This is a genomic window from Hoeflea sp. IMCC20628 (genome assembly GCF_001011155.1).
Classification (GTDB): domain Bacteria; phylum Pseudomonadota; class Alphaproteobacteria; order Rhizobiales; family Rhizobiaceae; genus Hoeflea.
Map to the genome: position 1 here is coordinate 1,393,926 of NZ_CP011479.1, position 19,409 is coordinate 1,413,334.

General features: G+C 59.6%; 21 protein-coding genes. 15 read left to right on the forward strand and 6 right to left on the reverse strand.

All coding sequences use genetic code 11. From position 1 onward, the window contains the following. The first annotated feature begins 1 nt into the window (after position 1). From urtC to urtE, 3 genes are read left to right on the forward strand one after another with little or no spacing between them, the layout of a single operon-like run. Positions 2 to 1,174, forward strand: coding sequence for an urea ABC transporter permease subunit UrtC (gene urtC / locus IMCC20628_RS06510; RefSeq protein WP_047029539.1), 1,173 nt, complete (start codon positions 2 to 4; stop codon positions 1,172 to 1,174). After that, the gene (gene urtD, locus IMCC20628_RS06515; RefSeq protein ID WP_047029540.1) at positions 1,171 to 1,911 is read left to right on the forward strand and encodes an urea ABC transporter ATP-binding protein UrtD; all 741 of its coding nucleotides are present in this window, start codon (positions 1,171 to 1,173) and stop codon (positions 1,909 to 1,911) included. Before urtC ends, urtD begins: the two co-directional genes overlap by 4 nt. A gap of 2 nt (positions 1,912 to 1,913) precedes the next feature. Beyond that, the gene (gene urtE / locus IMCC20628_RS06520) at positions 1,914 to 2,609 is read left to right on the forward strand and encodes an urea ABC transporter ATP-binding subunit UrtE (RefSeq protein WP_047029541.1); all 696 of its coding nucleotides are present in this window, start codon (positions 1,914 to 1,916) and stop codon (positions 2,607 to 2,609) included. A 288-nt stretch (positions 2,610 to 2,897) separates the two neighbouring features. Here urtE and IMCC20628_RS06525 read toward each other — a convergent pair whose 3' ends face one another. Continuing rightward, on the reverse strand, positions 2,898 to 4,016 hold the full coding sequence (locus IMCC20628_RS06525) for a YeeE/YedE family protein (protein ID WP_047029542.1): 1,119 nt from the start codon (positions 4,014 to 4,016) through the stop codon (positions 2,898 to 2,900). Positions 4,017 to 4,119: 103 nt separating this feature from the next. On the opposite strand from IMCC20628_RS06525, the gene IMCC20628_RS06530 reads away from it, so the two are divergent. Beyond that, entirely contained in the window at positions 4,120 to 5,046 is a 927-nt protein-coding gene (locus IMCC20628_RS06530) for an MBL fold metallo-hydrolase (RefSeq protein ID WP_047029543.1), read from the forward strand. Positions 5,047 to 5,086: 40 nt separating this feature from the next. Here IMCC20628_RS06530 and IMCC20628_RS06535 read toward each other — a convergent pair whose 3' ends face one another. The 5 genes from IMCC20628_RS06535 to IMCC20628_RS06555 form a co-directional block, all read right to left on the reverse strand. Next, complete coding sequence (locus tag IMCC20628_RS06535) at positions 5,087 to 5,800, reverse strand: hypothetical protein (protein WP_052766330.1); 714 nt, start codon at positions 5,798 to 5,800, stop codon at positions 5,087 to 5,089. Beyond that, positions 5,797 to 6,807 (reverse strand): YHYH protein, encoded by a 1,011-nt coding sequence (locus IMCC20628_RS06540; RefSeq protein ID WP_197078405.1) that lies wholly within the window; start codon positions 6,805 to 6,807, stop codon positions 5,797 to 5,799. The genes IMCC20628_RS06535 and IMCC20628_RS06540 overlap by 4 nt, the downstream gene beginning before the upstream one ends. 254 nt (positions 6,808 to 7,061) lie before the next feature. Beyond that, the gene (locus tag IMCC20628_RS06545; RefSeq protein WP_047029544.1) at positions 7,062 to 8,153 is read right to left on the reverse strand and encodes a YeeE/YedE family protein; all 1,092 of its coding nucleotides are present in this window, start codon (positions 8,151 to 8,153) and stop codon (positions 7,062 to 7,064) included. A 90-nt stretch (positions 8,154 to 8,243) separates the two neighbouring features. Then, positions 8,244 to 8,549 carry a metalloregulator ArsR/SmtB family transcription factor gene (locus IMCC20628_RS06550; RefSeq protein WP_047032330.1) on the reverse strand — a complete coding sequence of 102 codons (306 nt, stop codon included), beginning with the start codon at positions 8,547 to 8,549 and terminating at the stop codon, positions 8,244 to 8,246. A gap of 41 nt (positions 8,550 to 8,590) precedes the next feature. After that, entirely contained in the window at positions 8,591 to 9,076 is a 486-nt protein-coding gene (locus tag IMCC20628_RS06555; RefSeq protein WP_343123253.1) for a transcriptional regulator, read from the reverse strand. Positions 9,077 to 9,171: 95 nt separating this feature from the next. On the opposite strand from IMCC20628_RS06555, the gene IMCC20628_RS06560 reads away from it, so the two are divergent. From IMCC20628_RS06560 to IMCC20628_RS06610, 11 genes are all read left to right on the forward strand, one after another. Further along, positions 9,172 to 9,906, forward strand: a complete 735-nt coding sequence (locus IMCC20628_RS06560) for a cytochrome c biogenesis protein CcdA (protein WP_047029545.1) — start codon at positions 9,172 to 9,174, stop codon at positions 9,904 to 9,906. Between the two features lie 10 nt (positions 9,907 to 9,916). Next, a complete protein-coding gene (locus tag IMCC20628_RS06565) occupies positions 9,917 to 10,504 on the forward strand; it encodes a thioredoxin family protein (protein ID WP_047029546.1) in 588 nt (195 codons plus the stop codon). Positions 10,505 to 10,632: 128 nt separating this feature from the next. Next, complete coding sequence (gene soxX / locus IMCC20628_RS06570) at positions 10,633 to 11,094, forward strand: sulfur oxidation c-type cytochrome SoxX (protein ID WP_047032332.1); 462 nt, start codon at positions 10,633 to 10,635, stop codon at positions 11,092 to 11,094. Positions 11,095 to 11,118: 24 nt separating this feature from the next. Beyond that, entirely contained in the window at positions 11,119 to 11,574 is a 456-nt protein-coding gene (gene soxY / locus IMCC20628_RS06575) for a thiosulfate oxidation carrier protein SoxY (protein WP_047029547.1), read from the forward strand. 21 nt (positions 11,575 to 11,595) lie between these two features. After that, entirely contained in the window at positions 11,596 to 11,919 is a 324-nt protein-coding gene (gene soxZ / locus IMCC20628_RS06580) for a thiosulfate oxidation carrier complex protein SoxZ (protein WP_047029548.1), read from the forward strand. 66 nt (positions 11,920 to 11,985) lie between these two features. Continuing rightward, positions 11,986 to 12,834 carry a sulfur oxidation c-type cytochrome SoxA gene (gene soxA, locus IMCC20628_RS06585; RefSeq protein ID WP_047029549.1) on the forward strand — a complete coding sequence of 283 codons (849 nt, stop codon included), beginning with the start codon at positions 11,986 to 11,988 and terminating at the stop codon, positions 12,832 to 12,834. 233 nt (positions 12,835 to 13,067) lie between these two features. After that, a complete protein-coding gene (gene soxB, locus IMCC20628_RS06590) occupies positions 13,068 to 14,768 on the forward strand; it encodes a thiosulfohydrolase SoxB (protein WP_047029550.1) in 1,701 nt (566 codons plus the stop codon). A 94-nt stretch (positions 14,769 to 14,862) separates the two neighbouring features. Beyond that, a complete protein-coding gene (soxC, locus tag IMCC20628_RS06595; RefSeq protein ID WP_047029551.1) occupies positions 14,863 to 16,146 on the forward strand; it encodes a sulfite dehydrogenase in 1,284 nt (427 codons plus the stop codon). After that, positions 16,130 to 17,239, forward strand: coding sequence for a c-type cytochrome (locus IMCC20628_RS06600; protein WP_047029552.1), 1,110 nt, complete (start codon positions 16,130 to 16,132; stop codon positions 17,237 to 17,239). The genes soxC and IMCC20628_RS06600 overlap by 17 nt, the downstream gene beginning before the upstream one ends. A gap of 111 nt (positions 17,240 to 17,350) precedes the next feature. Then, positions 17,351 to 18,004, forward strand: a complete 654-nt coding sequence (locus IMCC20628_RS06605) for a c-type cytochrome (RefSeq protein ID WP_047029553.1) — start codon at positions 17,351 to 17,353, stop codon at positions 18,002 to 18,004. A 27-nt stretch (positions 18,005 to 18,031) separates the two neighbouring features. Then, positions 18,032 to 19,306 (forward strand): NAD(P)/FAD-dependent oxidoreductase, encoded by a 1,275-nt coding sequence (locus IMCC20628_RS06610; RefSeq protein WP_047029554.1) that lies wholly within the window; start codon positions 18,032 to 18,034, stop codon positions 19,304 to 19,306. The last annotated feature ends 103 nt before the right edge of the window (positions 19,307 to 19,409 follow it).

The following is a 19,409-nucleotide window of genomic DNA, read 5'->3' on the forward strand; positions in this document are numbered from 1 at the left end:
TATGGAGCGTTCTCTGTTTGCCCGGCAGCCTTCGGTGCTCATCTTTATTGCTCTTCTTGCGGTCTTCACCATCGCCATGGTGGTGCTGTCTGAAGGCTTTGGCCTGGGGCTTATCTCGACCAGCATGATCAAGATCCTCGGCAAGACGCTGTGCCTGTGCCTGGTCGCCATCGCCATGGATCTGGTCTGGGGCTATTGCGGGATCCTGTCGCTCGGTCATTTCGCCTTCTTTGGTCTCGGCGGCTACATGATCGGCATGTGGCTGATGTATGAGCGGACCAAGGATATTGTCATCGCCTCGCTCGCCGGTGGTGAATTGCCGGCAACGGCCGAGGAAATCCGCGAAGGAATTGGGTCCCAGATCTTCGGCGTAGTGGGTGGTTCTGAAATCCCGGCGGTCTGGTATTTCGCCGACAGCCTGTTTGCGCAACTTGCTTTTGTGGTGCTGGTGCCGGGACTGCTGGCGCTGGTTTTCGGATGGCTGGCGTTCCGCAGCCGCGTCACCGGGGTGTATCTCTCGATTCTGACCCAGGCGATGACGCTGGCGCTGTCGCTCTATCTGTTCCAGAACGACAGCGGCCTGCGCGGCAACAATGGTCTGTCGGGACTGCAGAACATTCCCGGCCTCACCGACGTGCCGCAATCGGTGGTTTCGGTCTGGTTCTTCCTGGCTTCGGCATTTGCGCTGGGACTGGGCTATCTGGTTGCCGCCTGGGTGGTGTCCGGCAAATTCGGCAATGTCATCCGCGCCATCCGCGACGACGAGGCGCGCATCCGCTTCATGGGCTATCCGGTGGAAACCTACAAGCTGGTGGTGTTCACGCTGACCGCGGTGATCGCGGCCATCGCAGGTGCCCTGTACTATCCGCAGGCAGGCATCATCAATCCGGCGGAAATCGCACCAATTGCCTCGATCTATCTTGCCGTCTGGGTGGCGATCGGCGGGCGCGGGCGGCTTTATGGTGCTGTCATCGGGGCTGCCACCGTCTCTTTGCTGTCGTCCTGGTTCACCGGCGGTCAGGCACCGAGCATTCCGCTCGGGTTTTATACCGTCGACTGGGTCGACTGGTGGCAGGTGCTGCTTGGCCTCGGCTTCGTGCTGGTGACGCTGTTCGTGCCCAAGGGCATTGGCGGGCTGTTTGACCGGCTGGTCAGAAAGGATGCCGCATCATGAGTGCGCTACTGGAAGTGACCTCGATTTCGGTGTCGTTTGACGGCTTCAAGGCGATCAACAATCTCTCCTTCGAGATTGGCGGGCAGGAGTTGCGCGCCATCATCGGGCCGAACGGGGCGGGCAAGACCACCTTCATGGACATTGTCACCGGCAAGACCAGGCCCGACGAAGGCCGGGTTCGTTTCGGCGAGCCGCAGCTCGATCTGCTCAGGCTGTCGGAAAGCCAGATTGCGCGGGCCGGGGTAGGGCGCAAGTTCCAGCGCCCTACGGTGTTCGAGACGCAAAGTGTGCGTGACAATCTGATGATGGCGCTGAGCAATGACCGGCTGCCGTTTGCGGTGCTGCGCTACAGGCCTTCCAAACAGGACAGTGGCCGGGTGACGGCGCTTGCCGAGGAAATCGGCTTGTCCGATGTGCTCGACCGGACCGCCGGTGAGCTCTCGCATGGCCAGAAGCAATGGCTGGAGATCGGCATGTTGCTGGCGCAGGACCCTCAGCTTTTGCTGGTGGATGAGCCTGCTGCCGGGATGACGCTAGGCGAACGTGAGCACACCACCGACCTGTTGCGCCGGGCTGCCGAAACCCGCGCGGTGGTCGTTGTCGAGCATGACATGGAATTCGTCCGCCGGCTCGATTGCAAGGTGACGGTTCTTCACGAAGGCTCGGTGCTGGCAGAGGGGACACTCGACCATGTCACGGCCAATTCCGAAGTCATTGACGTGTATCTGGGGCGCTGAGAATGCTTGATATCGAAAACCTGACGCTGCATTACGGCCAGTCACAGATCCTCAAGGGCATTTCGCTGAAAGCCGATGTCGGGCAGGTGACCTGCGTGATGGGCACCAATGGCGTTGGCAAGACAAGCCTGCTCAAGGCAATCTCCGGAGTGCATCACCGGTCCGGCGGCGACTACACACTTGATGGCCAGGCCATCGGCAAGATTCCGGCGCATCAGCTCGCTGCGAAGGGCGTGGGCTATGTGCCGCAGGGCCGCGATATCTTCCCGCTGCTGACGGTGACGGAAAACCTCGAAACCGGCTTTGCCTGCCTGCCGCGCTCTGAGCACAAGATCCCGGATCACATCTATGAGCTGTTTCCGGTGCTCAAAGACATGCGCAATCGGCGCGGCGGGGATTTGTCGGGCGGGCAGCAGCAGCAGCTCTCCATTGCCCGGGCGCTGATTACGCGGCCCAAGCTGTTGTTGCTGGACGAACCGACCGAGGGCATCCAGCCCAACATCATCCAACAGATCGGGCGGGTGATCTCGCTGCTGCGTGATGAAGGCAAGATGGCGATCGTGCTGGTCGAGCAGTATTTCGAGTTTGCCTATGGTCTGGCTGACCGGTTCTGCGTCATCGAGCGCGGCGAGGTGAAAATGGCCGGTGATTGCGAGAGCCTGAGCAAGGAGACATTGCGCGAGGCGGTTTCGGTATGAGTGGGTCCGTCAAATGCAGCGATGCGGCATATGCCCAGGATTTGGGCGATTGCCGCATTTCTGGTGGAGGCCTGCTTATTGCGGGTGCACTCTTTTCAGTGGCTTGGCCGGGAAAAGGCTGAAGAGCGGGAATTTGAGGCGATAGGCGAACTGGCACGCTTCCTGCATTGTTAAGATCAGATCCAGAGGGGATCATAAAAGACGCTCGCAAAGAGCGCTTGAACAAGGGCCGTCAGGCAGGATCACGCAGACCCGAATGTCGGGGATTGCGCCTGTCTGGCGGCTTTTCTATTCGGTTGGCAACAGGCTGGCCGATCCGGATGCCGGAGCCAGGCCAAGGGTTTGGGTCTTGCGCGCGGGCAGCTTCCGATCAACCACCCAATCGGTCGTCGCTGCGGCGATCCAGATGGCAAACAGGGTAACCCATGCCGTCAGCGCGAAGATGCTGGCGCCGGTGACGCCGGCACCGACAGCGCAGCCGCCGGCCAGCATGCCGCCGAACCCCATCAGCGCGGCGCCTGCGAGATAGCGGCGCATGGAATCGCCACCCTCAAAACCCTGAAGCTCCAGTTCACCGGTTACCAGGGCTGCGAGAAACGCGCCGATGAAGACGCCGGGCACCAGGCCGACATCGAAATCGATCATCGAACCGGGCTGCGACAGGAACAGCATCAGCGTGTTGGCGGAAGGTCCGGTGAAACTCAGCGCTTCGAGTTGCACCGGCTCGAAGGCGACTGCAGTCATGGCGCTGGTGAACCACCAGGCCAGTGGAATGCAGGCGCCGACGGCAAAGGCGGCGATGGTCTTCCAGACGCCGATCTTGCGCCACAGCGCCAGCGTCAAGCTGGCGGCAAGGCCGATCAGGACCAGGGTGAGGGCGGTTTGTTCGGAGACGCCAGACAGCGTCAGCAAATCGTTGGACCCTATCGACAGGGTTGTCAGCGGGGCTGCCAGCGCATCGCGCACCGGCGAGAGAAAGCCGTGCAGGCTGGCTTGGGCGACGACAGCGAAAACGAGACCCGAGAGCAGGGCGCGCAGGTTTCCGGTGGCCGAAAGCACCAGCAGCCGCGATGAACAGCCGCGTGCCAAAACCATGCCGATGCCGAATAGTAAACCACCGATGGCTGCGCCCGAGAGGCTTTGCGGCGAGGCCAGTTGACGGGCTTCGGTGGCGGTGAACATATCGAACGCCGCCAGCAGCATGGTTCCGGCAATGGCGGTGGAAAACACGATCAGCCAGATCGCCATTTTGCCACCCACCCGGCCGCGCGAGAATTCGATTGCCGCAGCGCGCAGGCAGAAACGGCTTTGCTGCGCAAAAGCGCCAAACAACGCGCCGATGATGGCGCCGCCGATCAGCAGCGTCCACTTGTCACCAAAACGGTCGGCAATCAGTGCGAGGTCCATGATATGTCTCCTGGATGCTAAATGTACCGAATTCCGACGCGGGGCATTGACCTCGGTCAAGACAAAGGCAAATATTCATATAAATCTATATGGGAGACAATTCATGGCATCGCTTGATCTGACGCGACGCACACTCATGCAAACCGGAATGGCTGCTGCTGCGACCGCGATGCTGCCGATGGGCTTGCGCTCTGCCAATGCGCTGGCCATCGGCGACGCGGTTCTGACCAGCGTCAGCGATGGCAATCTGGTGTTGCCGCTGAGCTTTTCCTATCCGGATGCGCCGCAGGATGAGCTGATTGCACTGCTTGAGGCCAACGGGTTGCCCACCGACAGCCTGGTGCCCGACTGCAATGTGCCGATCCTGAAATCCGGTGATCGGACAATCATGTTCGATGTCGGCTCTGGCGCCAACTTCATGCCATCAGCGGGCAGGCTGCTCGACAACATGGCTGAGGCAGGATTCGATCCCGCCGACGTCACCGACGTCGTCTTCACCCATGGCCATCCCGACCATCTCTGGGGGCTGATCGATGATTTCGACGAGATCGTGTTTCCCAATGCTAGCTTCCACATGGGCCGCGCGGAATGGGATTTCTGGCGCGATCCCGGCACCGTCGATTCCATGCCGGAAGCGCGAAAGACCTTTGCGGTGGGGGCGCAGAACCGGCTCAGCTATCTCGAAGACATGATCAACCTGTTCGAACCTGGCGCCGAAGTGCTGCCGGACGTCGAGGCCGTCGACACATCGGGCCACACGCCCGGCCACATGTCGTTCATGCTGCATGGCGGGGCCGAGCCGGTTCTGGTCGCCGGTGACGCGATCCTGCATTTTGCCGTCTCCTTCGCGCATCCTAGCTGGCCGAGTGGCTCGGATCAGGACCCGGAAATGGGCATTGCCACAAGGCTCAAGCTGCTCGACCGCTTGGCGACCGACAAGGCATCGCTGACCGCCTATCACTTGCCCACGCCCGGCGAGGGCAGGGTGGAGCGCGACGGAACGGTGTATCGGTTTGTGGCCGAGGGGTGAGCGGTCTCGCGCCGGACTTAGGTTGGATTATTATGGCTTCCTAATCGGAAATCGTCATGCGGCAGAGCAATGTGTTGTCCTGCACCAGATCTTCGCTCCACACCAGCTTGGCTGACGGATCCCAGCTGATCTCGTCATATCCATCTTTCGGGCTGACCTCTGCCGCACTATGTTCAACAGCGGCGGGCCAGCTGCTGTCATCAAAGTCGGAGGCTGTCCAGTTTTCCGGAAATGCTGTCTCGCTGAAGTTACAGACGCCTTCCCCCGCAACAGGGCTCTTTTCATCGGCGCAGGCGCGGTCCAGAGGCGCCCGGTGCACGACGAGGCAGCGCATGGTCTTGTCGGTGGCTCCGAGTATCTTGTCCGTTGCCGCGTCGCGAAACTGGGCAATCATGCCACCATCGCCCATTTGCTGACGATCCGACCCGATATATTCAAGGCCGGTGTCATTCTCCTTGAAGTCCCTGATTTCGAAGGCCAGCGTCATCGGCATGTTTGCAGCAAAGGTGACACGTTCGGCGTTGAACGAGCGTTCGGTGTTGTAGGCCACGCTGTCTTCAATCAATGGCTCGCCATTGACGGCGAGACTGAACCAGTTGTCGACCCAGATCTCGCCAATGATCTTGGTGCCGCCTTCTCCCTCGATCACGCGCTCATTCAAGACCACGCCATTGCTTTTCGGCTTGTAGTTGCATCCGGAAAGAAGCGCTGCTGCAGCAAGTGCGATGACCGACAATTTGACGGTATTATTCATCGGCAATATTCTCCTGTTTCGACGGAGCCTCCATCGGTGATGGTCCGCGTCTCGAAAGCGTAGCAATCAGGCGTCCGGGTTGGCGTGTAGCGCATATAGTAGGCCTCGCCTTGGTAGATGTAGTCCATGCTGCGCCGACCATTCCCGTCCTGCGTGAATGTAAGGTTTTCGACACCGCCTCTTGGCGGCACACCTGCAGATTTTCCGCCCCAGCTGAACCAGCCACCTGCCGCCTTTAGCGGGGAAACTCTGGGCAGATCGTCCATGTCTCCGACCTCACCCATCAGACATTGGATGATGTAAGGTGCCTGGGTCGAAGTGTGATAGCGGTAGATGAAGGTGTCATCTGTCTTGCCATTGCAGACATCGAGCTCACCAATTGCGATTGGCGTGCCGTCAGGATTGTTGTCGCCATAGATGGGAAACCCGTCAAAAGCCCAACCGATAATGGCAGCGTCGCCGGCGTTTTTCATCTGTTCGATCATGCAGTTTGGCTTGACGTGATAATGATAGTCGTCACCCCACCCTGCGTGCCCGCCACACACGTCCAGCTGCTTGGTTTGCAGCGTGTCATGCTGCGCCTGATGATGTTTCAGGTCGTCCAGGGTCATCTCGCCGCCGCCGGTATAATCATAGATGGGGACGCCATTGACCGCGACACCCAAAGCCGCATCACGCGTCTGCGGCGTGGTTCCCAGAGCAGGTTCAAGGAGAATGGGGGCCGCATAATCCTTGGCAGGCACTGGCACCTGCTCGTTGGTGCCGACAATGCCGGTCATCAGGGTATGCGCAGGATAGGTGTCTGAGGTGATGATCGCCTTGCCGTCCTCGCATGTCACCTTGGCGACATCAGAAAACCCCGCATCCGCAACGGATGCCTTTACCGCCATGCAATGATCCTCTTCGCCATGGGCGAAAGCGAAATTCGGATAGAGGGCAAGCAGCAAGGCAATAAGTGCGGCGGCTTTTGCTGTAACCGAAAACAGTTCTGTCTTGTGCAAAATCAAGCGGAGTTTCCTTTGCAAGTATCATGACCCGTCGAGCTTATTGCCTTGGTCCTTGTCACCGACATAGACATGTTGCGCTGCAAAACATCAAGTTACGGTTTTCTTGTCAGGATTACCTTTTGGCAATGTAACGGATGAGGCAGCCTTCACTGAAGGCTGCCAAGCTGAACTCATGGAAGATCAGATGTTCAGAGATTCGCGAACGGGCATCTTCCGGTTCGGTCAAATTACAAACCCGGCCTGAGAGCCCCTACTCAAGTCTTTGTATCAGTCGCCCGCCAGTCGGCCAGAAAGCCGAAGGCATTTCCTTCCATCAGCAGGCCGAGGCCCATGCGGGCGCCCGCGGCGATGGAGAGCATCACGATCGGGGCGGAGATGGCCATCACCGAGACGGCGCTGACGCCCTGGCCGATGGTGCAGCCGAGCGCGAAGACGCCGCCGGTTCCCATCAGGAAGGCACCGAGCAGGTGGCGGCTGAGTTCACGGGCGTCGTCGCAGGCTTCCCAGCGCATGTCGTCGGAGCGGAAGGCGGACACAGCAGCGCCAATGAACACCCCGATCACCAGACCGACGCCATAGTCGGGGAGTTCGCCGGTGACGGTGATGATCTGCATGATGGTTTCGCCGACCGGCATGACAAAGGATCCGGCCTCGATCTGAACGGGATGCAGAGAGTGTGCAGCCCATAGGCTGGTGATGACCCAGCCGGCAGCAATGGCCAGGCCGATGACAATGCCAGCGACCAGACGGCTGCGGTCGGCGCGGAAACTGGCCGATTTGAACACCCACCACAGACCGGCAGCACCGATCGCCAGTGCCAGCGGCAGAGTGACGTCAAAGCCAACAGCACCGGAGAGCAGAGCGCCGCCGGATTGTCCGCCAAAGCTTGAGAGGTCAATCGCGAGCGGATCAAGCAGGGCAGCGCGAATATGGGCAGTGACGCCGCGCTGGGCGGCCAATGCTGCCAGTCCGAGACCGGTGAGTACCACCAGCGCGCGCAGATTGCCGCCGCCGAGCCGCACCAATGCGCCAAAGCCGCAGGTGCCGACCAGCGCCATGCCGAGCCCGAACATCAGCCCGCCGATGATCGCGCCGGCGAGTGAAAGGGGTTCGGTCAGGTAGAAGGATTTTTCGATGCTGACGAGGCCTGCAGCACTGAGCAATTGCGTGGCTATCAGCGCGGTAAACGCTGCCAGCGCCCAGGCCCGCAACGGTCTGTCGTCATTCGCATACCAATGGCGCTCGAGCGCTGCCATGGTGCAGAAATGGCTCTTTCTGGCGGCAAATCCGATTATGCCGCCGACCAGGCAGCCCGACAGCGCAAGCACCCATCCCGAATCGATCATATGGCTGTCTCCTCCCATTGCAGGCCGTCCCACGGGCCTTGTTTGAAAGCTTAGGCAGGGGCTGCACCAGGCGCAAGCCATGCTTCCGTATCACCTGTCCCGTTTCTCGGGCCCGCACAGCAGCTCGTAAAGTGTTCTCACCACCGCCGAAACCTCCGGGTTGGTGATCGAATAATGGATCATCCGGCCCTCGCGGCGGGTGCTGACAAGATCATCCAGCCGCAGCCGGGCCAGTTGTTGCGACACGGTGGCCTGTGGCAGCGCCAGCAGGTCTTCGAGCTCGGAGACTGATTTTTCATCTTCCGACAGCAGCCAGAGGATCAGCAGCCGGGTTTCATGCGACAGCGCCTTGAGAAGATCGCTGGCCTTGCGGGCCTGGCCGGTGAGCAGGATGATGTCCTGACCGCCAAAATCCTGGCCTGCTGAGGGAGCGCCGGTCACGGGTCCAGCTTTGCCAACATCTCGTCGACAAGCGCCCAAAAGAACTGATCACCGGGATAGCCGCGCAAACGCCCAATTTCCTGACCGTCATCGACCAGCACGAAGGTCGGTGTGAACCTTTCCACCGGAATGTCCGCAAGGTCGGCCGGGATGGTGTCGTGAATATTGACCCGGCGTAGCGGCGCGCGTTTTCCTTGTTCGGTCTTGGGCCAGGCCGGTGCTACTTCTTCATTGAAGCGTTTGCACCAGACGCAGCCGGGCTGCTCGAACATGATCATTTCGGCCGCCACCACGGATGCTGAAAGGCTCATGAAAACAGCGAAAACGGCTGCGAAGCGTAACGTCATGGCACCGGTCCAAATCCTGAAAATAATGATTGCAATATATAGTATGATTTGCATATCTTGCAAACGCATTCTGATTGACTCCTGGCTGGCGACCGCAGGAGGGGGCCCGTCGCGGTCGGTCTGCGCGGTTGACATGGCATGAGCGAAACGGGCATGCGGCATTTTTGAAATGTGGTGGTGGAGTTTGAGCGCTGGACTTGGCGCGCAGTGCCGCCAGGGAGGACAGGCAGATGATTGATGTCGGGTATGGAGCCGCTTTTCTGGCGGGATTGCTGTCGTTCTTTTCGCCCTGCGTGCTGCCGATCGTGCCGCCCTATCTCGCCTATCTGGCCGGGATGAGTTTCAACGAAGTCAAGAACGCCGATGCCGACAGGGTCGCGTCGCGGCGCATCGCGCTGGCCTCCATTGCATTCGTGCTGGGTTTTACCACGGTGTTCGTGGCGCTGGGCGCAACGGCAAGCGTCATCGGCCAGTCGGTGGCGCGCTATTTCGACGTGCTGTCGATTGTCGCCGGGGTTCTGATCCTGCTGATGGGGCTGCATTTCCTCGGCGTGTTCCGGTTTGCGCTGCTCTACCGCGAGGCGCGGGTTCAGGTTGAGCGCAAGCCTGCAGGCATGGTCGGCGCCTATGTCATGGGATTGGCTTTTGCCTTTGGCTGGACGCCTTGCGTCGGGCCGATCCTGGCGGCCATCCTGTTCATGGCGGCGGCCAAGGAATCAGCCGGGCAGGGCGCTCTGCTGCTGGGGCTTTATGCGCTCGGCATCGGGATCCCTTTTGTCGTCGCCGGGTTTTTTGCCAGCCGTTTCATCCGGTTTTCGACCCGAATCAAGAAACATATGGCTGTGATCGAGAAGGCCATGGGCGTACTTCTGGTGATCACCGGCATATTGTTCATGACCGGCCAGATGTCGCGGATCGCGCAATGGCTGCTTGAGATGTTCCCCGCATTCGCTACGATTGGTTAGGAGAAATATCATGATCAGACACGCATTTTTGGTTTTCGCCGCTGTTGCGGCCCTGACTGCTCAGGCCTGGGCTTCCGAGGTTGGGGAAGATGGTCTGCACAAGGAGGACTGGTTTGCCCTGACCTTCCGCGATGTCGCTGAAGACATCGAAACGGCCAAGGAAGAGGGCAAACGCCTGGTGATGATCTTCGAGCAGCGCGGCTGCATATATTGCGCCAAGATGCACGAGGCGCTGTTGTCTGATCCCGAAGTCTCGGACTTCATCAAGGCAAATTTCAAGGTGGTTCAGTACAACATGTTCGGTGATGAGGAAGTCACCGATCTTGACGGCGAGGTGCTGACCGAAAAGACCGCCGCGCGCAAATGGGGTTATGTGTTCACGCCGACGCTGATGTTCCTGCCCGAAGATGTGCCGGAAGGCAAAACCGCCGCCGAAGCAGCGGTGGCGACCATGCCGGGCGCCTTCGGCAAGTGGACCTTTCTCAACATGTTCAAATGGGTATCTGAAAAAGGCTATGAGGGCGATGAGCACTTTCAGAAGTATCACGCTCGCATTATAAACGAGTTGCGCGCTTCGGGTCGACTGGACGCGGAGTGAGCCGGAATTTGATACATTCAAGAAATCATATTTTTGCATTGATTGTATTGGGAAGTATGGTTATCTTGGAATCGGAGCGGATCCGGGCCTGATGTGCCCGGGCAATTTGGAGGAGGGAGCGCCAAATGATGAGGCGAATGAAATTTACAATGGGGGCGGTCGCGGCACTTGCGTTGTCGACTGCGGCTTTTGCCAGCGAAGTTGCGCCTGACGCGGTGGATTTCACCGATGACGGGGTGACCATGTCGCTGACCGGTGTCGCAGGTGATCCTGCTGCCGGCGCGGAAACCTTCAAAAGCCGTAAACTCGGCAATTGCCTGGCGTGCCATGCCAATACCGACATGTCGGGCGAATTGTTTCATGGCGATGTCGGACCTGCGCTGGACGGCGTGGCTTCGCGCTGGGAAGAGCCGATGCTCAGGGCGATCGTTGCCAATTCAAAGCAGATATTTACCGACGAGACCATCATGCCCGGATTCTACTCGCTGGAAGTCGGAGCGCATTTGAACAAGGGCCTTGAGGGCAAGACGATTCTTTCCGCCCAGCAGGTCGAGGACGTCGTGGCCTATCTCGGCACACTCAAGGAATAACTGGAGCAAAGGAGCTCGAAGCCAATGCAACTGACAAGACGAAATGTCTTAGGACTGACGGCCGGCGCCGCCGCATTTGCGGTCGCTGGAGCGCGGGTCACACCGGCCTTTGCCTCGGCAGAGGATACGGAAAAGTCGATCATGGACTTCACCGGCGGCGCGACAGCAGGCGAGGGCAAGATCACCCTGACTGCACCGGAAATCGCCGAAAACGGCAATACCGTGCCGGTCTCGGTCAATGTGGAAAGCGCCATGGAAGGCGATGATCTTGTCGAATCGATCATCATCTTCGCTGACGGCAACCCAAGCCCGGCTGTCGCCACGTTTCATTTCACTGAAATGAGCGGTGAAGCGCTCGCAACCACACGCATGCGTCTTGCCAAGACCCAGAACGTCATCGCTGTTGCGAAGATGAAAGATGGATCTTTCTTCATGGACAAGAAGCAGGTCAAGGTAACCATCGGCGGCTGCGGCGGCTGAGCCAGGACAGGATTTACGAAAATGGCATCAAAACCACGCATCAAGGTGCCCAAGTCGGCTTCGGCCGGTGAGGTGATCACCATCAAGACGCTGATCAGCCACGAAATGGAATCTGGCCAGCGCAAGGACAAGGATGGCAACCCCATTCCGCGTCAAATCATCAACAAGTTCACCTGCACCTTCGAAGGGCAGATGGTGTTTGAATGCGATCTGGATCCGGCGATTTCCGCCAATCCCTATTTCGAATTCAACGCCAAGGTGCCAGCCAGCGGGACCTTCAAGTTCACCTGGCTCGATGATGACGGAACGGTCTACGAGGCCGAGGCACCGATCGAAGTCAAATAACTTTGGGAGGGATCCTGCGCGGGGGGAGGCTCACGCAAGGGACATCCCGGGAGGACGGAGACTGTTATGAAAAGACTTTTGATAGCCGGTGTCGTGTTGGCGGCTGCATTTGCGGGGTCAGGTCCGGTTTGGGCCGACCCGGTGGATGACACACTCGAAATTGACGGCATGCCGATAGTCACACGGACAAAGGCGCCTGAAGGACATCCTTTTGACGAGGTCTATTCGGGCTGGCTTTTCCGCGAGGCTGAAACCCGTGACGTCGAGCGCGATACCATCGAGAACCCCGGCATGATTGCTGTCGAAGATGGCGAAACGCTGTGGAACACGGTTGACGGAACAGCCGGGAAATCCTGTGCGAGCTGTCATAATGATGCTGCGGAAACCATGAAGGGCGTCGGAGCCAGTTTCCCGAAATGGGATGCGGATTCCGGCAAGCCAATCAATATCGAGCTGCAGATCAACAAGTGCCGCACCGAGCAGATGGGTGCAGAAGCTCTGCCCTTCAACAAGGGCGGCCAGCAGGAACTGACGGCCTATATCAAGCACCAGTCGCTTGGTATGCCGGTGGAGCTTGATCTCACTGAAGGCGACATGCAGTCCTGGTGGGAAAAGGGCAAGGATGTCTACTACACCCGCACCGGTCAGCTCAATCTGGCCTGCGCAAGCTGCCATGAAGTGGCGATGGGCAAGTTCATCCGCGCCGACCATTTGAGCCAGGGGCAAGTCAACGGCTTCCCGACCTACCGGCTCAAGAGCGGCCTGACATCGCTGCATCAGCGGTTCCGTGGATGTATCCGTGATACCCGCGCCGAACAGCCCAAGGCGTTCTCGGACGATCTGATGGCGCTGGAAACCTATGTGACATGGCGTGGCACCGGCCTTTCGGTCGAAACCCCGTCGGTCCGCCAGTAGGCTCTGAATAGACCGGAGGCGTTTGGGCGCCTCCGGCAGCCGCGGCTTGGCCCTTGTGTTAGTTCTGACCCGGAAGGCAGCCGTCGCAGTACAAGAATGCGCACAGGCGCTTCATCAAGCCGGCTCCGGTTGCGGTGATAATGCGATAACGAGTTGAAATTTTGGCGAAATCTGAATCTGGCACAAGCCGGAGCGGGACACTTTGTTCGTTTTTCCGCTGAATGGAGAATGGGATGCATACCAGACGCGATTTCCTGCAATATGCCCTGAATGCCGGTTTCGTGCTCGGCGCTGCTGGCCTGGGCGCCAATCCGACACGGGCGCTGGCGCAGCAGAAGCTGACTCAGGACGACCTGTTGAAGTTTGATTCCAAGGGCCAGGTGACGCTGCTGCATTTCACCGATTGCCATGCTCAGCTCAAGCCGGTGTTCTTCCGCCCGCCCGACACCAATATCGGCGTCGGCGACTATGCCGGTGTACCGCCGCATCTGGTGGCCGAAGAGTTCCTCAACTATTTCGATATCGAGAAGGGCAGCCCCTACGCTTACGCCCACACGATGGTCGATTATGTCGATCTGGCCCGCACCTATGGCCAGCTTGGCGGCCTTGACCGCACCGCGACGCTGGTCAAGGCGATCCGCGCTGACCGCGGCGACGACAAGGTGTTGTTCCTCGATGGCGGTGACACCTGGCAGGGATCTTATACGGCACTGAAGACCAATGGCATGGACATGGTCGAGTGCATGAAGTTGCTCAAGCCAGACGCGATGACCGGGCACTGGGAGTTCACGCTTGGCCAGGACCGGTTCCTGGAACTGGTTGATGCCATGGGTTACCCGTTCCTAGCATCGAACATTTTCGATGCCGAATGGGATGAACCGGCGTTTGAGCACACTGCCTATTTCGAACGCGGTGGTGTGAAGGTGGCGGTTATCGGCCAGGCCATGCCTTACACTCCGATCGCCAACCCAAGCTGGATGTTCCCGAAATGGTCGTTCGGCATTCGCCCCGAGGTCTTGCAGGCCAATGTCGACGCCGCACGTGCCGAAGGCGCGGAAGTGGTGGTGCTGCTGTCGCACAACGGCTTTGACGTGGACCGAAAGCTGGCCGGTGTTGTCAGCGGACTTGATGTGATTGTGACCGGTCACACCCATGACGCAACTCCGGTGGCGCTGGAAGTCGAAGGCACGCTTTTGATGTCTTCGGGATCGCACGGCAAGTATCTTGGACGCATCGACCTGGACATCAAGGATGGCAAGGTAGCAGGCTACAGCTCGACACTGATTCCGGTCTTCGCTGACGTGATCACGCCCGATCCCGAAATGGCAGCGAAGATCGCCGAAGTGCGTGCGCCCTATGAGGCCGAGACACAACGGGTGATCGGTACAACCGATACCATGTTGTACCGTCGTGGCAATTTCAACGGCACCTGGGATGACCTGATCTGTCAGGGGATCATGGAAGAGCGCGACACCGAAATTGCGCTGTCGCCGGGCTTCCGCTGGGGCACGACGCTGCTTCCGGGCTCGGAGATCACCATTGACGATCTCTACACCGAGACCTCGATGAGCTACCCGTCGGTCTACCGGCTAGAGTTCACCGGAGCGCAGCTCAAGGACATCATGGAAGATGTCTGTGACAATCTGTTCAACAAGGACCCGTTCCTGCAACAGGGCGGCGACATGGTCCGCGTCGGCGGGTTCACCTATTCCTGCACGCCTGAAGCCAGTATGGGCAACAGGATCACGGAGATGCGGTTGACCGGCAGCGGCGACCCGCTTGAAGCCGACAAGACCTACACGGTCGGCGGCTGGGCATCGGTCAACGAGGGGGTCGAAGGGCCCGCCATCTACGACCTGATGGAAGACTACATCACCAAGAAATCGGTGGTCACGCTGGATCCTGACGCTGCGGCGGTCCGGGTGATCCGGTGATCCTGATTTGAACTGAAAGGCCGGGCTTCAAAACCGCGGCAATGACGACGGAGACAATGATGCAGATGCTGGACATGCACCACGGGAGGCTCTCATGGTAGACCGGACCGATACGAAATCGACGCAACAGACGGCGTCACGGCGCGGCTTTCTCAAGGCGGGTCTGCTTGGTGGAGCCGCGGTTGCGGCAAGCGCCGGCGTGGCGCGGGCAGCGGGCGATCCGCTGATCACTGAAATCCAGGACTGGAACCGCTATCTTGGCGAGGGCGTTGACGTCGCGCCCTATGGCAAGCCGTCGGAATTCGAGGCGAATGTCGTGCGCCGCAGCGTGCCGTGGCTGACGGCCGATCCGGTCTCGTCGATCAATTTCACACCGCTGCATGAGCTTGAAGGCATCATCACGCCGAATGGGCTTTGCTTCGAACGCCACCATGGCGGCACGGCAACGATTGATCCGGCCGATCATCGCTTGATGATCAATGGTCTGGTCGACACGCCGCTGGTCTTCACCATGGAGGACCTGAAACGGTTCCCGCGCGAAAACCGGGTCTACTTCCTCGAATGCGCCGCCAATGGCGGCATGGAGTGGAAGGGCTCGCAGCTCAATGGCTGCCAGTTCACCCACGGGATGATTCATTGCGTGGTCTATACCGGCGTGCCGCTGCGCTATCTGCTGGAAGAGGCGGGCGTCAAGACCAGCGGCAAATGGCTGCTGGCCGAAGGCGCAGATGCCTCGGCGATGACCCGCTCGATCCCGATGGAGAAGGCGCTGGACGACTGTCTCGTCGCTTTCAAGATGAACGGCGAGTCCTTGCGCCCCGAGCAGGGTTATCCGCTGCGGCTGTGCGTTCCCGGCTGGGAAGGCAACATGTGGGTCAAATGGCTGCGCCGGCTGGAAGTTGGCGATAAGCCATGGGCACAGCGCGAAGAGACGTCGAAATACACTGACCTTCTGGCCGACGGAAAGGCTCGCCGCCACACCTGGGTGATGGATGTCAAATCCGTCATCACCAGCCCGAGCCCGCAAGCGCCGGTGACACATGGGAAGGGGCCACTGGTGATCTCCGGCCTGGCCTGGTCGGGCAGCGGCACGATCAAGCGTGTTGATGTGACGATTGATGGCGGTCGCACCTGGCAAACGGCGCGGATCGACGGGCCGAGCCTGCCCAAGGCGCTGCACCGGTTCTATCTCGACATCAACTGGGACGGGTCGGAGCTGCTGCTGCAGTCCCGTGCGATTGATGATCAGGGACTGGTTCAGCCGACCAAGAATGAACTGCGCGCTGCACGCGGCGGCAACTCGATCTATCACAACAATGGCATCCAGACATGGCACGTCAACAACGACGGGGTGGTTGAAAATGTTGAAGTTTCCTAAGTCTGCGGCGCTGGCCGTTGTTGCAATGGCTGCCTTTGCCGCCCCGGCATTTGCCGATGGCGACATTGATGCTGGTGAAAAAGTGTTCAAGAAATGCAAGGCCTGCCACGCCGTCGGCGAGGGAGCCAAGCACCGGGTCGGCCCCGAGCTCAACGAGCTGTTCGGACGCGAGGCAGGGTCTGCGGAGGGCTACAAGTACTCCAAGGCCATGATCGAGGCAGGTGACGGTGGGCTGGTCTGGGATGCGACAACCCTGACCGAGTACCTGATCAAGCCCAAAGATATGATCAAAGGCACCAAGATGGCCTTTGCCGGGCTGAAGAAAGACGATGATATTGCCAATGTGCTGGCCTATCTGAAGAGCTATTCGGCAGAACAGGCGGCAGCAGCCGAGGCTGTGGTCGAGGCCGAACCAGTCGAAACCGCGGAAGCGGCTCCTGCTGCCGAAGAACCGGCGACAGAGCCGGCAATGGCGGTCGAGGCAAGCCAGGGCGCCTTCGGGCTTGGCCGGGTGGCGATGCCCGACGAGATTTCAGCCTGGGACATCGACATTCGCCCCGACGGCACAGGACTGCCTGAGGGCAAGGGCACCGTGGCGCAAGGCGAGCCAATCTATTCGGACAATTGCGCAGTCTGCCATGGTGATTTCGGCGAGGGTGCCGGTCGCTGGCCAGTGCTGGCTGGCGGTCAGGACTCGTTGCTCAGAGACCGGCCGGTCAAGACCATCGGCTCCTACTGGCCGTATTTGTCGACGGTGTTCGATTATGTCCGCCGCGCCATGCCGTTCGGCGACGCCCGCTCGCTGTCGGACGACGATGTCTATGCGCTGACGGCCTATCTGATGTATCTCAACGATATCGTCGATGATGAAGAGTTCGAGCTTTCCAAGGCGAACTTCGCTTCGATCCGGTTGCCGAATGAAGATAATTTCATCCCAGATGACCGGTTGAGCGAGCCGCATTATGCCAAGGGTCTTGAGCCCTGCATGTCTGACTGCAAGCCGGGGCCGGTGGAAATCACCGCCCGTGCCCAGATCATCGACGTGACGCCGGAAGGCGAGGGTGACGAGAATTCCGGAGGCGGGATCGATTGACAGATGGGTGCTCGAAAGCGCCCTTGAGGAGCCAGGAATGATTGAACATGGCAGGCACCAGACGCGCAGCAGAATGTTGCGCGCTCTGGTGCCTGCCATTTTTTTGGATGTTTGGCCACATCTGCCGGTGCGACCGAGCCGGACGCATCGTTCAAACCCTGTGCTGCTTGTCACGAGATTGGCGCGGGTGCGAAACACAAGGTCGGCCCACATCTCGACAGATTGTTCGGCCGCACAGCCGGCAGCCTGGATGATTTCCGCTATTCCGACGGCATGCGCGCGGCAGGCGAGGCGGGGCTGGTGTGGACCGCCGAAACACTGAGCGCCTATCTCGAGAAACCGCGTGATTTCATCAAGGGCAACCGCATGTCGTTTCGCGGCATGGCTGACGCGGCTGACCGCGCAGCACTTATCTCCTGGCTTGAAGCTGCGACACAGACAGCTCCGGCGCAGGACCCAGTGGCTGGCGCCGCCTCGGCTGATGGCCAGGTTCACGGCTTTGCCGACATCGTGCTGCAAATGGAAGGCGACCCGGACTATGGCGAATATCTCGCCGGTGAATGCGTTACCTGCCATCAGGCCAGCGGCCACGCTGACGGCATTCCGTCAATTGTCGGATTGCCCAGGGACTATTTCGTCCTCTCGCTGTTTGAATACGTCACCAATGTGCGCTCCAATGACGTGATGAAGCTGCGCGTCGCCAATCTTGGCAATGAGGAGATCGCCGCGCTGGCCGCCTATTTCAGTTCGCTGGAACCGCAATAAACTGCAACCTGCAATCGGGAGGATATCATGGCAGGCCTGACAAGACGCCAATTCGGACTTTTCACCGGCGCCGGTGCTGCGGCGCTGACGCTTCCAACCTATCTGCGTGCACAAGGCAAACCGCGGGTCGTTGTCATCGGCGGTGGCGCAGGCGGGGCCACTGCGGCGCGCTACATCGCAAAGGATTCCGATGGCGCGATTGATGTGACGCTGATCGAGAATTCGGAGGTTTACACCACCTGCTTCTATTCCAATCTTTACGTTGGCGGGTTCCGCAGTTTTGAATCGATCACTCATAGCTACGACGGGCTGCAAACGAATTACGGCATCACCAAAGTGACCGGAATGGCAACCGGCGTCGACCGTGAGGCCAAAACGGTAATGATGGCAGACGGGGCCTCGGTTCCCTATGACCGGCTGGTGGTGGCCCCGGGCATCGATCTGATCTGGGATTCGGTCGAAGGCTATTCGGAGGAACTGTCTGAAATTGCTCCGCATGCCTGGAAGGCCGGGGCCCAGACCAAGCTCTTGAAAGCCGGTCTAGACGGCATCGAAAACGGCCAGCAGATCCTGATGGTGGCACCGCCCAATCCCTATCGCTGTCCGCCGGGGCCTTATGAACGCGCGTCGATGATGGCGCATGTGCTCAAGGCCAAGGGGCTGACGGACTCCAAGGTGATCATTCTCGATCCGAAACCGAAATTCTCGAAGCAGGGGGTGTTCCAGGAAGGCTGGGAGAAGCATTATCCGGGCATGATCGAATGGTACGGGCCCGACGTGCATGGCGGCATCGCCAGCGTCGATGTTGGCAATGGCACCGTTGAAACCGATCTCGACACCTTCAAGGGCGCGTTCATGAACATCATTCCGGCGCAAAAGGGCGGCGCGATTGCCGCTGCTGCGGGGCTGACCGACGACAGCGGCTTCTGCCCGATCGAGGCTGACAGCATGCGCTCGACAATGGACGAGTCCGTGCTTGTCATTGGCGACGCCTGCATTGCCGGTGACATGCCGAAATCCGGTTTTTCCGCCAATAGCCAGGCCAAGGTGGCGGCGATGACCATTCGCGGCGATCTGCTTGACGCAAAAGTGTTTCCGGCCAGATACGCCAACACCTGCTGGTCCCTGATCGAGACCGATGACAGTGTGAAGGTCGGCGCGCAATATGCCCCCGGCGACGGCAAGATTGCCTCGACACAAGGCTTTATCAGCCAGATGGACGAAACGGATGCGGTGCGCAAAGCCAATTACGAGGAGTCCGCCGGCTGGTATGCCGGGATTACCGCCGACATGTTTGGCTAGGTCGCTTTTGATGACAAACCGGGAGCAGGAAGCAGGGGTGTCCTTGCTTCCTGTTCTCATCTCGACCACGCGCCACCACGCCGATAAGGCCTTGGTGCTTGCC